The sequence below is a fragment of the Bradyrhizobium sp. 157 genome (assembly GCF_023073815.1).
GTDB lineage: Bacteria > Pseudomonadota > Alphaproteobacteria > Rhizobiales > Xanthobacteraceae > Bradyrhizobium.
On the sequence record NZ_JADPKF010000107.1, the window covers coordinates 20,980 to 33,222 of the forward strand.

The following is a 12,243-nucleotide window of genomic DNA, read 5'->3' on the forward strand; positions in this document are numbered from 1 at the left end:
GCCCACCCGACATGGGCCAAATGCGATCCGAACTTCAGCTTTTCGCTGGCGGTAATTCCGATCTACGAAAAAATCAACAAGCCACACGGAGCGGCGGCACTATGGAAAAAGGTATCTTCGACGGCCTCAAGGTTCTGGATTGCGCGAGCTTCATCGCTGCGCCCGCGGCCGCCACTGTGCTGTCGGATTTCGGCGCCGACGTGATCAAGATCGAGCCGCCCGGCTCCGGCGATCCCTATCGCAACCTGCCGAATTTGCCGGGTTACCCGCACAGCGAGTACAATTTTGCGTGGATGCTGGAGGCGCGCAACAAGAAGAGCCTGGCGCTCGATCTCTCCAAGCCCGAGGGGCAGGCGGTGCTGCATCGTCTCGCCGCCCAGGCGGACGTCTTCATCACCAATTATCCCCCGCAGGTACGCGAACGACTCGGCATCACGCATGATCATTTGGCGCCACACAACGAACGTCTGATCTACGCTTCCTTCACCGGTTACGGCGAAAAGGGCGAGGAAGCCAACAAGCCCGGCTTCGACTCCAACGCCTATTGGGCGCGCTCCGGCCTGATGGACCTGGTGCGGGCGGATGAACATACGACGCCGGCGCGCTCGATCGCCGGCATGGGCGATCACCCCTGCGCGATGGCGCTTTACGGCGCGATCGTCACCGCGCTCTACAAGCGCGAGCGCACCGGCAAGGGCTCGCATGTCAGCTCGAACCTGATGGCCAACGGCGTCTGGGCCGCTTCGGTGCTGGCGCAAGCAAAACTGGTCGGCGCGAAATTCGGAGAACGCCGCCCGCGCGAGCGCGCGCTGAACGCGGTCACCAATCATTACCAGTGCAAGGACGGACGCTGGCTGATCCTCTCCCTGCTCAACGAGGATCGGCAATGGCCGACGCTGGCGCGCTGCCTCGGCCGCGAGGATCTCGTCACTGATGCCCGCTTCGAGACCAAGAAGGAGCGTCACGCGCGGTCGGTCGAGCTGATCAAGATTTTCGACGAGACGTTTGCGACCAAGGACCTTGCCGAGTGGCGCAGGATACTCGACGGCAATGGCCTGGTATTCGGCGTCGTCGGCATTCTCGACGATATTCCGAACGACAAGCAGATGATCGAGAACGAGGTGCTGGTGCCGTTCGAAAACGACACTATGCTGACGATCAATAGTCCGATCTGGGTCGACGGCAGCCGCAAGGTCCAGCCGCGCAAGCCGCCCGGCATCGGAGAGCATAGCGACGAAATCCTGCGCGACGCCGGCTATGACGAGGCAGCAATCAAAGCGCTGCGCTCGGCCGGCGCAGTGGCGTAAGCCGCCATGCCCAGCTATCGACTGCATTACTTCCCGGAGTCGGGAAACAGCTACAAGCTCGCGCTGATGCTCACTCTGTGCGGACAGCGCTTCGAGCCGGTATGGACCGATTTCGGCGGCGGCGTCACGCGTACGCCGGAATGGCGGCGCGATGTCAACCCGATGGGCGAAATTCCCGTGCTTGAGGTCGACGGCGAACGTCTTACGCAGACGGCGCCGATCCTGCTCAAGCTGGCAAAGCAATTCGGCCGGTTCGGTGGTGAGACCGAGCAGGAGGAGTTCGAACTGCTGCGCTGGCTGTTCTGGGACAACCACAAGCTCACCGGCTACATGGCGACCTACCGCTATTTGCGAACCTTCACGCCGTCGCCAGACGAGCATGTGCTGAAACATTTCCGCAGGCGGCTTGACGATTTCCTGTCAATTCTCGAACAGCACATGCAGAAGAATGCATTTGCCATCGGCGAACGGCCGACGGTGGCCGACATCTCCATGATGGCCTATCTGCACTATCCCGCCGACGAGACCGGATATGATTGGGCGGTGAGCCATCCCGCGATCAACGCCTGGCTCGGACGGATGGCGCAGTTGCCGGGCTGGAAATCGGCCTATGATCTGTTGCCCGGCAAGCGCCTGACGCATTACGCCAAGTGATGGTCCGCAGCGCTAGCGGCTTTTGACGAAGCACATGCCGAAGCGCGAGGTCTTGCCGGCGGCCTGGCACGTCAGGCCCTCGGCGCAGGTCCAGTCGCGAAAACTCGCGTCAGTGGTGGCGGCCGGCTTGCCCCGCACATAGCAATGCGCGCCCCAGCCGTCAGAATAATTCGTGCCGGCGAGTTCGGCGCTGCCACGCAACTGCGGACGGCTGGCAAATCCGCGCGAATAATCCGGCGGCTTGCCGTCACGCAGCGCGTTAAGAATATCGCGACGGCGGATCTGGTCGCCGAAGAAATGCGGTGATGCCGGCACCACGGTTGTGCTCGAAGCCTTGTCCGCCATCCAGTCGGCGCCAGGGAAATGGAAGCCGCCGATGCCCCGCGTCTGATGGCAGCCGGAACAGGTCACGTCGTTGAGCCGCCGTTCGAACCCCGCAAGCGAGCGGACATTCTGCAGCTTCGCGCCGCCTTCCGTCGCTTTCCTTAGCGCTGCCACCACGTCAGCCTCGCTGAACACGGCGCCCTCTCCTTGCACCAGTCCAAATTCAGGCTCCAGATCCGATGGATCGAATCCGACCGGCGTTGGCGCGATCGCGCCACTCGCGAGGAATTTTTCCGGGATCAGCACAGTGCCACGATCGAACGCGACGAGGTTGACGGGATCGAGCAGCCATCCCCTGAACTCGCGCCTGAGGCCGTCGTCCGCCAGAAGGCGCGCGCGGTCGATCTGGTTCTCCATCGGCGATTCCACGAACGCCCGCGCGTCCCGATCGTAGCGAAACACCTTCAGCAGATAATCGGTACGGAATTCGCGAACTGAGGATTTCGGCGCGTGCGCGATCTGGAGATTGGTCTCGATGCGGTCGATATTCTGATAGTCGATCAGGTCGAGCGGGCCATCGCTCGCCGACAGCTTTCCGTCGACCGACGCGGAGAGCCAGCGCCTGGCAATTTCGGAACACGCGATCGCCGAACCCTCGCCTCTTGCCTTCAGCACGAGGTTCAGCATCATCGGTAGCCGCGGCGGCGACGCATCGTCACCAGCCGCCTTGTTGATCCGCGTCAGGCGGTAGATCAGGCGGATCTCACCGCAGCTTGCTTCCGCGGCGTAAGTGCGGTCCATACGGTTGATGATGCCGGCCAACACGAACCGCGTCTCAGCCGAATAGAGCAACGCACGGTCGAGCAATTGGAAATCGAAGCTCTCGCCGACGCCGATCGTCTCCTTCGGCAGGCTCGCGTGATGCCGCGCCATGTAGCGATCGAACTCGCCGTCGATTGCCTGCCGGACCGACGCCATCGATGGCACGGCGAACAATTCGCTGTTGGCAAGCGGGATATCCGCCGACCGCTCCGGAACCAGCATGCGATCGAAGCGAAATTTTCCGGCATCGAGTTCGCGCAACGTCGCGGGATCGGTGACGGCGGCACTGCGTTCGAGCGGCACATCTTGTGCCGCAGACGCCGGTAAAGCACCACACAGCAAAGCAAACAAAATGGCGGGAAATCTTGGCGCGCGGCTCATGTCGCAACTAACACCGCGCAAAGAGGTCTATTCAAGAAAAAAGGCGCTTCACATCGCCGTGAAGCGCCTTGCTGTCCGTTAGCCGTGCCGTTATCGCGCGACGATCAGGCCCTTGCTGGTCACGACCACCCAGCGGCCATCCTGCTTGCGAATGGCGTCAACCCGGCCGAGACCAGGCACGGGATCCCCGGCATAGACCTCATACATTCCGCGCCGGCCCTCGATCAGCGCGCTGCCGTTGACGACATCGCGCAGTACCCAGCCCTCGACGGTCGGCAGCCGGGCGACTTCAGGCTTGGGCGGAGCCGCGGGTGCTGGCGCGGGCGCCGCGGCGGCAACCTGTTGCGGTACTGAGCCGGTCACTTCCTTCGCAGGGGCCGGCGCGGCGGCAGCCGTCGTTGCGGAGGCCTGGGCAGCGCGGAGCTTGTCGACGGTCTCGCTGAGCTTCGCGAGTTTGGCGGCGGGCTCAGCCTGGGCCTTTTCGACCTTGTCGAGGCGATCGCTGGCCTTGTTGAGCTGGCCTGTCGTCGTCTTGGACGTTTGCTCCAGGCTGGCTTTCAGTGCACCGATCTCGGCATCGAGCCGCGCCACCGAGGCTTCGAGCGCGCTATCCTTCGCCGACGCCACGGCCGAATCTCCGGCCATCAGTTTTCCAATGCCCGAGGTCGCCAACGCGCCACCGAGCGCACCCGCCACGGTCGCCAGCGCCACTACAGCGGCCATGGCTCCGATCCTGCGCTTGGCGGACGATGCCTCCGCCGGCGCAGCCTTCGTCTCAGCGCCGACGCGGTCGCCAGGCGACATGATCGTCACATTGCCGGGGAAGCGCGGCGCTTCCGGCTTTACGGCGTCGATTTTCGGAGCTTCATCCTTTGGCGCCTCCATCCTGACAGCGTCCACCTTGGGCGCGTCAGGCTTCGGTGCGGTCTCCTCCTGCTCGGGCGCCAGTCTCACGGGCTCGACCTCAGCCGCAGCGGCCACCGGCTCGCTCAGCGCCGGCTTGTCCGGCCCGGCTGGCCCGGCTCCAAGGGTTCCGGTGTCACCGCTGATGGGCTGGGGTTGCTGATCGCTCACGTTGGATTCTCCAGAATTGATTGACCATTTGGTAACTTTTATTGCTTGCCAAATCGTTACCGGCTCGGGCCTTACCGAAATTTTAGGAACTCATCCGGGCCGATTTTGGCCGGCACACCGCCTTCCGGACCCAAGTCCCCTATGCTGCCCTGCGGCATCCGTGGTTCCGTTTGCACCGGTCTGTTTCCCGACTAACATGGACGCAACCGACCAGCCAGAAAGGCAGGGGGCCACCATGACCATCGAGAAATGCATCAACGAGTTTGATGTAGATGACGTCATTTTTGAGGAAGGCTCGACCGGGCGGGAACTGTTCGTCGTGCTCGACGGCAAGGTCGAGATCGCCAAGATGAACGGCGCCAGCAAGACCGTGATCGTCACGCTCGGCAAAGGTGAGTTCTTCGGCGAAATGGCGGTCATCGATGGCTCGGCGCGTTCGGCAACGGCCATTGCGGCCGCCCCAAACACCCGCGTGATGCGGATCAATCACGCCCGCTTCGTCTACCTGGTCAGCCAGCAGCCGGCCTTTGCGCTCATGATCATGGATGCGCTCAGCAAGCGCCTGCGGGCATCCAACACGGTCGCCTTCCGAACCGCGGGCGATTGATGAGTGAGCGCAGACCAAGCCCCTTCAAGACGCTGCTTGACAGCGATGTCTGTTCGCTGATCCAGGCCGCCGAAGACGTTTATCAGGTCCGCTTCAAGAACCGCGCGGCGAACGCCTATCTGGTGCGCGGGAGCTCGCGTACCATCCTGATCGATGTCGGGCTGTCCTCGAATTATCCGCATCTGCTGACGTCCCTCAACCATATCGGCGTGCAGCCCGACGATATCGACATGGTGGTGCTGAGCCACGAGCACCTCGACCACATCGGCGCGGCCTATCATTTCCACGGCCGCGCCTTCATCGCTGCGCACAGGCTCGCCGCCAACAAGATCATGCTGCGCGACGACTTCTCGATGCTGCGCAAGATGTTCAACGAGCCGAACGTGCCGATCAACATCGATCTCTGGCTCGAAGAAAGCAATCTGATCGACCTTGGCAATTTCCGCCTCAACGTAATGTATACGCCCGGCCACACCTCGGCCTGCATAACCCTGTTCGACCAGGACAAGGGATTGCTATTCGCCTCTGACACGCTGATGCCCGGCGGCGTCATGGGCGGCGTGTTCGGCTCGGGCAGCATCGCCGATTACATTCAGTCGCTGGAGCGGCTGAAGGGGCTGAACTCAAAGATACTGCTGTCGGGCCACGGGCGGCTGTCCGACACGCCGCAGGAGGATGTGCGGATCGCGATCCAGCGCTCGCACGGATTGTTGTCGGACACCGCGCAATTATTCGACGCGCTGGATGCGCGAGCGAATTTCGAGCCGATCATGCAATCGGTTCGCGACCTCAACAAGCTCGACGACAGCTAGGCCAGCCCCGCGACATATTCCGCAGCGGCGAATGTGCGATCCGGCCATTTGACAAATGAAACGGCGGCTTGTTCAACGGTTCGCAACAACGAAGCCGGCAAAAAAAGCATCGGGAGAGACAGCATCATGAAGTTTTACGACTCGATCGGACCGAACCCGCGCATCGTCCGCATGTTTCATGGCGGAAAAGGGCATCGAGATGCCGAAGCAGACGGTCGATCTGCGCAAAGGTGAGAACCGTGAGGCCGAACATTTGAAGCGCAATCCGCACGGCCAAATGCCGACGCTCGAACTCGACGACGGCAGCTATCTGTCCGAGATCACCGCGATCTGCGAATATCTCGAAGAGAAGCATCCGAACCCACCACTGATCGGCGCTACGCCGGAAGAGCGCGCCGAATGCCGGATGTGGACGCGGCGCATCGATCTCAACATCTGCGAGCCGCTCGCCAACGGCTTTCGTTTCGGCGAGGGCCTGAAATTCTTCGAGAAGCGCATCCTCTGTGCGCCCGAGGCCTCGCCCGGCCTGAAGATGATCGCCGCCAACCGTCTGCAATGGCTCAACGGCCAGATGGCCGATGGCCGCCAATATATCTGCGGCAAGCGCTTCACGCTGGCCGATATCCTGCTCTATGGCTGGCTCGATTTCGCCGGCCAGGTCGGCCAGCCGCTCATACGGCAAACGCCAATATCGTGGCCTGGATGGCGCGGGTGGGAGAGCGGTCTTCGGTGAAGGCGTAGACTCTCTCCTCGTCATTGCGAGCGAAGCGAAGCAATCCATTTCACCACACGGGGACAGATGGATTGCTTCGTCGCTTTGCTCCTCGCAATGACGCGGATGGTTAGGTGCTCTAAATCACCACCGGCGCGTCCGGCAGCTCATTCGCCCCGCCGCCAGCCCTCGGAAAATGGGTCGCCAATTCGCGCGACACCGCGGCGACGCCCTTGATCACACCGCGTTCGAAATTCCCTGCCCTGAAATCCGCTTCCATCTCCTTGCAAATCTTCTCCCAGCCGGCTGCGCCGACCTTGGCATCGATCCCGCGGTCGGCGACGATCTCGACGTCGTGATCGGCAAGCAAGAGATAGATCAGCACGCCGTTATTGTCGGCGGTATCCCATATCCGCAAATGCGAAAAGACGTCCAGCGCCCGTTCTCGCGCGGGTTGGTTGCGAAACAACGGCGCGCCGTCGAGCGCGCCTTCGACCACGAAACGGACCTGTCCGGAATGAGTTGCCTCGCCCGCTTTGATCGCCTGTTCGATCCTCGCCAAGACGGCTGGCGGGAAATCGCGGCGGCGGCGCCAGTGGTGCTGGAGAAGATGCCTGATGATACGTTTGATGCTCATGTCTACCAGCTCCCCGATGCACCGCCGCCGCCAAAGCTGCCGCCGCCACCGCGGAACCCGCTCTCGCTGGAACTGCTACCGCCGGACCAGGAGCCGCCGCTGCCACCAACCCATCCACTGTCTCTGCCGCGGCGTCCAACGCTTGGCCCCATCGAGCCCATGTTCTGGACGAGGAAACTTACGACAAACGCGATAAGGCCGATGAGGATAGCCGCTGCGAGCGATCCCGCAACGAACCAGCCGAAGATTCCCACGATGCCGCCGGTTGCCGCCGCGCCGATGAATCGGCCGAGCACCGCCCTCAGCACCCCGCCGACAATGAAAACGAAGACGAGAATAATTGGATTGAACGGGTCGACATAGTTGGACAGACCGGGACTTTGCCAGTGTGGCGGCTCCGGCTCCGGCAGTTTCTCGCCATTGGCGACCGCAATCATCCGGTTGACGCCTGCCGAAACGCCGCCGGCGAAATCGCCGCTCTTGAATTTTGGCGTGATGTCCTCGTCGATGATGCGCCTGGTGGTGGCATCGGTGAGCGCGCCCTCGAGGCCGTAGCCGACCTCGATCCGCAAGCGGCGATCGTTCTTGGCGATCACGAGCAGCGCGCCGTCGTCAATTTTCTTGCGGCCGATCTTCCAGGCTTCCGCGACGCGGAGCGCGAATTGCTCGATTGCCTCGCCGTCGGTCGTCGGCACGATCAGCACCGCGATCTGGCTGCCCTTTCGCGTCTCGAGATCCTTCAGCCGCTGCGTCAGCGCGGCGATGTCGCCGGCGGTGAGCGTGCCGGTCTGATCGACGACCCGCCCGCTCAAGGGCGGAACCGCGACGAGCGCCAGGGCTGAAGCAGCCCAGCACAGCAGTAGCGCAAGAAGGGACGCTCTCGCAGCGTTCATCGCAGTGGACTTTTCAGCCGCTACTTGGCGGGCGCCGGCGTCGGATTGAAGTCAACCTTCGGCGCCGTCGAGATCGCCTTCTCGTTCTCCACCGTGAAATTCGGCTTTTCCTTGTAGCCGAACGCCATCGCCGTCAGATTGTTCGGGAACGTGCGGATGCCGACGTTATAGTCCTGCACCGCCTTGATGTAGCGGTTGCGCGCCACCGTGATGCGGTTTTCGGTGCCTTCGAGCTGCGCCATCAAATCGCGAAACAGCGCGTCCGATTTGAGCTGCGGATAGTTTTCCGTGACGACCAACAGCCGCGATAGCGCGCTCGTGAGTTCGCTTTGGGCGGCCTGGAATTTCTGGAACGCGGCAGGATCATTCAGCACCTCTGGCGTCGCCTGGATGCTGCCAACCTTGGCACGGGCATTGGTGACGCCGAGCAGCACGTCCTTTTCCTGCTGCGCAAAGCCTTTTACGGAATTGACGAGGTTCGGCACCAGATCGGCCCGGCGCTGATATTGGTTGACCACTTCCGACCAGCCCGACTTGACCTGCTCGTCATTGGTCTGGATGGCGTTGTAGCCGCAATTGGTCAGACTCAGGCACGACAGCGTCGCCAGCACGGTTAAAAATCTGCGCATCGAACTCTCCCAAAGAAACGTTCAACGCCAACCTATCTGATTGGTTGCGTCTGGCATGCAAGGCACGAGCCTGCCTCAGGTTCATTTTGTAGCCCGATGGCCCTTGCCTATCGTTCGCCGAAATAACAACATGGCCCGATAATAATAGAGGGAGGGCCGATTGACCGCTTTCGAAACCATCGTCGTGGAGCGGCCGGAGCCGCGCATCGCGCGGATCGTGATGAACCGGCCCGAGGCGCGCAACGCGCAGAACCTGCAGATGACCTACGACCTCAACGCCGCCTTCGACCAGGCGGTGCAGGACGACGCGGTCAAGGTCATCGTTCTCGCCGGCAACGGCCCGCATTTTTCGTCCGGGCATGATCTGCGTCCGGGGGCTAAGAACACTGCCGGCGTGGATTTTCCGCCGATCGGAAATTGGGGCGGGTTCGCCGAACCCAACGCCCACGGCCGCTTTGCGCGCGAGCAGGAAATCTATCTGCAGATCACGCGACGCTGGCGCAACCTCGCAAAGCCGACGATCGCCGAAGTGCACGGCAAATGCATCGCCGGCGGATTGATGCTGGCGTGGGCCTGCGACCTCATTGTCGCAAGCGATGATGCCGAGTTCTGTGATCCTGTGGTCACCATGGGCGTCTGCGGCGTTGAATGGTTCGTGCATCCCTGGGAGCTCGGCCCGCGCAAGGCCAAGGAATTGCTGTTCACCGCCGACATATGGAGTGCGCAGGAAGCGCACCGGCTCGGCATGGTCAACCACGTCGTGCCGCGGGACGAGCTTTCCCCCTTCGTGATGAAGCTTGCTGAAAGGATCGCGGCGAAACCTTCCTTCGCGCTGAAGCTGACCAAGGAAGCGGTCAACCGTTCGGTCGACGTGATGGGACAGCCCGCCGCGATCGAGCAGGCATTCGCGCTTCATCAGCTCTGCCACGCACACAACCTTCAGGAATTCGGAATGATCGTCGATCCCTCAGGTCTTCACCCGTCCGTCCGAAAGCCGGCGCAGGCCAGCTAAGAAAAGGTAGAAGAAAATCAGATGGACCTCACCCTGAGCGACGAGCAGCGGCTGCTGCGCGAAAGTGCCGACCGCTTCGTCAGCGAGACCTATACCGCCGATCATCGCCGCCGGATCGCCAATGATCCGCTCGGCTTCAGCGCCGACATCTGGAAACAGTTCGCCGATCTCGGCTGGTTGGCGCTGCCGATTGCCGAGTCGCATGGCGGGCTCGGCGGCGGCGCGATCGAGATCGGCATCCTGATGGAGGCGTTCGGACGTGCGCTCGTTTCCGAACCATATCTTTCAACCGTCGTCATCGGAGCCTCGCTGATCTCGGAGTGCGGCACGGAAACGCAGAAGCAGGCACTATTGCCGAAAATCGCCGATGGTTCACTGATTCTGGCATTCGCGCATTCCGAACGACAGGCGCGCTACGACCTTGCCAAGGTGGCTACGACGGCGAAGAAAACGCCCGACGGCTGGCGCCTCGACGGCCAGAAGATCGCGGTGCTCGACGGCAGCGCTGCCGCGCAGATCATCGTCTCGGCACGCATCGATGGCGGCAAGATTAGTCTGTTCATGGTGCCGCGCGGCGCGCCCGGCCTCACCTCACGCGATTTCCCGCGGCTCGGTGGCGGGAAGGCCTGCAACCTCGAACTCAGTGATGTGCAGCTTCCCGCCGATGCCCTGCTCGGCGACGGCAGTGACGTCTTGCCTGCGATCGAAGCCGTGGTCGATCGCGCCATGGCCGCGCTTGGCGCGGAGGCTGTCGGTATCATGCAGACCCTGCTCGACCAGACGCTGGAATACACCAAAATCCGAAAACAGTTCGGACGGCCGTTGTCCGCCAATCAAGTGATCCGTCATCGGCTGGCCGACATGGCCATGCAGTGCGACGAAGCGCGCTCGATGGCGCTGCGCGCCGCACTGATGGCCGATGCCGAACCGGTGGCGCGCAGCCGTGCCGCTTCGGGCGCCAAAGCCAAGATCGGTAAATGCGCCCGCTTCGTCGCCGAGCAATCGGTCCAGCTTCATGGCGCGATGGGCGTAACCGAAGAGCTCGATATCGGCTCCTACTTCAAACGGCTGCTCGCCTTCGAGACGCTGTTCGGCGGCAGCGCCCATCATTACCGCCGGCACGCTGCCCTTGGCGGCCGCGCCGTCCAGGCCTGAAAGGAACGCTAGCCATGGATCTTACCTTCAGCGCCGAAGAGCGCGCCTTCGAGAAAGAGGTACGCGAGTTCATCGCGGCCAGCCTCACGCCGGAAATGAAGCGCGCCACCGCGCTGACGCCTTCGGTGTTCTCCGATCCTGATATCGGCATGGCCTGGCAGCGCGCGCTGCACAACAAGGGCTGGGGCGCGCCGGGCTGGCCGGTGGATCATGGCGGGCCCGACTGGACGCCGGCGCAACGCTGGATTTTTGAGGCCGAATGCGCCCGCGCCGGCGCGCCAAACGTGAACGTGATGGGCGTCAAGATGGTCGGCCCGGTCATCATCGGCTTCGGCTCGCCCGAGCAGAAGAATTTTTATCTGCCGCGGATTCTCTCCGGCGAGGATTACTGGTGCCAGGGCTATTCCGAGCCGGGCTCCGGCTCCGACCTCGCTTCGCTGAAAACCCGCGCGGTGCGCGACGGCGACGATTACATTATCAACGGCACCAAGATCTGGACTACGCACGCCCACTATGCCAACCGGATGTTCGCGCTGGTGCGCACCAACGAGACCGAGCGGCAGCAGGACGGCATCTCTTTCATCCTGATCGACATGAAGACGCCAGGTATCACCATAAGGCCGATTCTCACCATCGGTGGCGATCATGAGGTGAACCAGGTGTTTTTTGACGACGTGCGCGTGCCCGTCGGCAACCGCGTCGGCGAGGAAGGCAAGGGCTGGACCTACGGCAAATATCTGCTCGAGTTCGAACGCGGCTCCGGCATCGCCTCGGCCAAGCTGCGCGATGCGCTGAAGACGGTCTCTAGCCTTGCCGAATCTGACGCGACCGGCCGCGCCATCGACGATCCCGATATCGCGGTGCGGATGTCGGAGATCGAGGTCGATATCGATACACTCGAGATGACGGAATTGCGCGTGCTGTCGGCGCTGCAGACCGGGCAAAATCCTGGCGCGGTGTCGTCGCTCCTCAAACTGCGCGTCAGCGAAATCCGCCAGGCGGTGACGCGGCTCGGCGTCGACGTGATCGGCAATGACGGGCTCTATGTCGAGCCAATGCGGCCACTCTACCGGCTCAACGAGGCGCCGGGAATCCCCGAGGAGATGCTGCCGGTGGTGCCGGAATATCTCAACGGCCGGGCCTATACGGTTTTCGGCGGCTCATCGGAGATCCAGCGCGATATCGTCGCGAAGATGGTGTTGGGGCTGTAGGCTCACTTGCTCC

13 protein-coding genes are annotated in these 12,243 nt (G+C 62.5%); 8 read left to right on the forward strand and 5 right to left on the reverse strand.

Annotated features, from left to right (window positions below; genetic code table 11):
- The first annotated feature begins 101 nt into the window (after positions 1–101).
- Positions 102–1,307, forward strand: coding sequence for a CoA transferase (locus IVA95_RS33555; RefSeq protein WP_247514399.1), 1,206 nt, complete (start codon positions 102–104; stop codon positions 1,305–1,307).
- Between the two features lie 6 nt (positions 1,308–1,313).
- A complete protein-coding gene (locus IVA95_RS33560; RefSeq protein ID WP_247514400.1) occupies positions 1,314–1,961 on the forward strand; it encodes a glutathione S-transferase family protein in 648 nt (215 codons plus the stop codon).
- Between the two features lie 12 nt (positions 1,962–1,973).
- Here IVA95_RS33560 and IVA95_RS33565 read toward each other — a convergent pair whose 3' ends face one another.
- Both IVA95_RS33565 and IVA95_RS33570 read right to left on the reverse strand, forming a co-directional pair.
- Positions 1,974–3,488, reverse strand: a complete 1,515-nt coding sequence (locus IVA95_RS33565) for a hypothetical protein (RefSeq protein WP_247514401.1) — start codon at positions 3,486–3,488, stop codon at positions 1,974–1,976.
- A gap of 90 nt (positions 3,489–3,578) precedes the next feature.
- Positions 3,579–4,562 (reverse strand): hypothetical protein, encoded by a 984-nt coding sequence (locus tag IVA95_RS33570; protein ID WP_247514402.1) that lies wholly within the window; start codon positions 4,560–4,562, stop codon positions 3,579–3,581.
- 235 nt (positions 4,563–4,797) lie between these two features.
- On the opposite strand from IVA95_RS33570, the gene IVA95_RS33575 reads away from it, so the two are divergent.
- The 3 genes from IVA95_RS33575 (at position 4,798) to IVA95_RS33585 (ending at position 6,714) form a co-directional block, all read left to right on the forward strand.
- Entirely contained in the window at positions 4,798–5,169 is a 372-nt protein-coding gene (locus IVA95_RS33575; protein WP_247514403.1) for a Crp/Fnr family transcriptional regulator, read from the forward strand.
- A complete protein-coding gene (locus tag IVA95_RS33580; RefSeq protein ID WP_247514404.1) occupies positions 5,169–5,981 on the forward strand; it encodes an MBL fold metallo-hydrolase in 813 nt (270 codons plus the stop codon). The genes IVA95_RS33575 and IVA95_RS33580 overlap by 1 nt, the downstream gene beginning before the upstream one ends.
- Before the next feature lie 178 nt (positions 5,982–6,159).
- A complete protein-coding gene (locus IVA95_RS33585) occupies positions 6,160–6,714 on the forward strand; it encodes a glutathione S-transferase (protein ID WP_247514405.1) in 555 nt (184 codons plus the stop codon).
- Between the two features lie 118 nt (positions 6,715–6,832).
- Here IVA95_RS33585 and IVA95_RS33590 read toward each other — a convergent pair whose 3' ends face one another.
- From IVA95_RS33590 to IVA95_RS33600, 3 genes are read right to left on the reverse strand one after another with little or no spacing between them, the layout of a single operon-like run.
- Complete coding sequence (locus IVA95_RS33590) at positions 6,833–7,330, reverse strand: TPM domain-containing protein (RefSeq protein ID WP_247514406.1); 498 nt, start codon at positions 7,328–7,330, stop codon at positions 6,833–6,835.
- Between the two features lie 2 nt (positions 7,331–7,332).
- On the reverse strand, positions 7,333–8,223 hold the full coding sequence (locus IVA95_RS33595) for a YgcG family protein (protein ID WP_247514407.1): 891 nt from the start codon (positions 8,221–8,223) through the stop codon (positions 7,333–7,335).
- Positions 8,224–8,243: 20 nt separating this feature from the next.
- A complete protein-coding gene (locus IVA95_RS33600; protein ID WP_247514408.1) occupies positions 8,244–8,852 on the reverse strand; it encodes a LemA family protein in 609 nt (202 codons plus the stop codon).
- A 160-nt stretch (positions 8,853–9,012) separates the two neighbouring features.
- Between IVA95_RS33600 and IVA95_RS33605 the strand changes: the two genes are divergently transcribed.
- Genes IVA95_RS33605 through IVA95_RS33615 form a run of 3 tightly spaced genes read left to right on the forward strand, consistent with a single transcriptional unit; the run spans position 9,013 to position 12,230 of the window.
- A complete protein-coding gene (locus tag IVA95_RS33605) occupies positions 9,013–9,864 on the forward strand; it encodes an enoyl-CoA hydratase (protein WP_247514409.1) in 852 nt (283 codons plus the stop codon).
- Positions 9,865–9,885: 21 nt separating this feature from the next.
- The gene (locus IVA95_RS33610) at positions 9,886–11,019 is read left to right on the forward strand and encodes an acyl-CoA dehydrogenase (protein ID WP_247514410.1); all 1,134 of its coding nucleotides are present in this window, start codon (positions 9,886–9,888) and stop codon (positions 11,017–11,019) included.
- Between the two features lie 14 nt (positions 11,020–11,033).
- Positions 11,034–12,230, forward strand: coding sequence for an acyl-CoA dehydrogenase family protein (locus IVA95_RS33615; RefSeq protein WP_247514411.1), 1,197 nt, complete (start codon positions 11,034–11,036; stop codon positions 12,228–12,230).
- Positions 12,231–12,243 lie beyond the last annotated feature (13 nt).

Coding starts and splice junctions, on each gene's coding strand:
- IVA95_RS33555 (WP_247514399.1), top strand. CDS start 102: ATGGAAAAAGGTATCTTCGACGGCCTCAAGGTTCTGGATTGCGCGAGC.
- IVA95_RS33560 (WP_247514400.1), top strand. CDS start 1,314: ATGCCCAGCTATCGACTGCATTACTTCCCGGAGTCGGGAAACAGCTAC.
- IVA95_RS33565 (WP_247514401.1), bottom strand. CDS start 3,488: ATGAGCCGCGCGCCAAGATTTCCCGCCATTTTGTTTGCTTTGCTGTGT.
- IVA95_RS33575 (WP_247514403.1), top strand. CDS start 4,798: ATGACCATCGAGAAATGCATCAACGAGTTTGATGTAGATGACGTCATT.
- IVA95_RS33580 (WP_247514404.1), top strand. CDS start 5,169: ATGAGTGAGCGCAGACCAAGCCCCTTCAAGACGCTGCTTGACAGCGAT.
- IVA95_RS33585 (WP_247514405.1), top strand. CDS start 6,160: ATGGCGGAAAAGGGCATCGAGATGCCGAAGCAGACGGTCGATCTGCGC.
- IVA95_RS33590 (WP_247514406.1), bottom strand. CDS start 7,330: ATGAGCATCAAACGTATCATCAGGCATCTTCTCCAGCACCACTGGCGC.
- IVA95_RS33595 (WP_247514407.1), bottom strand. CDS start 8,223: ATGAACGCTGCGAGAGCGTCCCTTCTTGCGCTACTGCTGTGCTGGGCT.
- IVA95_RS33600 (WP_247514408.1), bottom strand. CDS start 8,852: ATGCGCAGATTTTTAACCGTGCTGGCGACGCTGTCGTGCCTGAGTCTG.
- IVA95_RS33610 (WP_247514410.1), top strand. CDS start 9,886: ATGGACCTCACCCTGAGCGACGAGCAGCGGCTGCTGCGCGAAAGTGCC.
- IVA95_RS33615 (WP_247514411.1), top strand. CDS start 11,034: ATGGATCTTACCTTCAGCGCCGAAGAGCGCGCCTTCGAGAAAGAGGTA.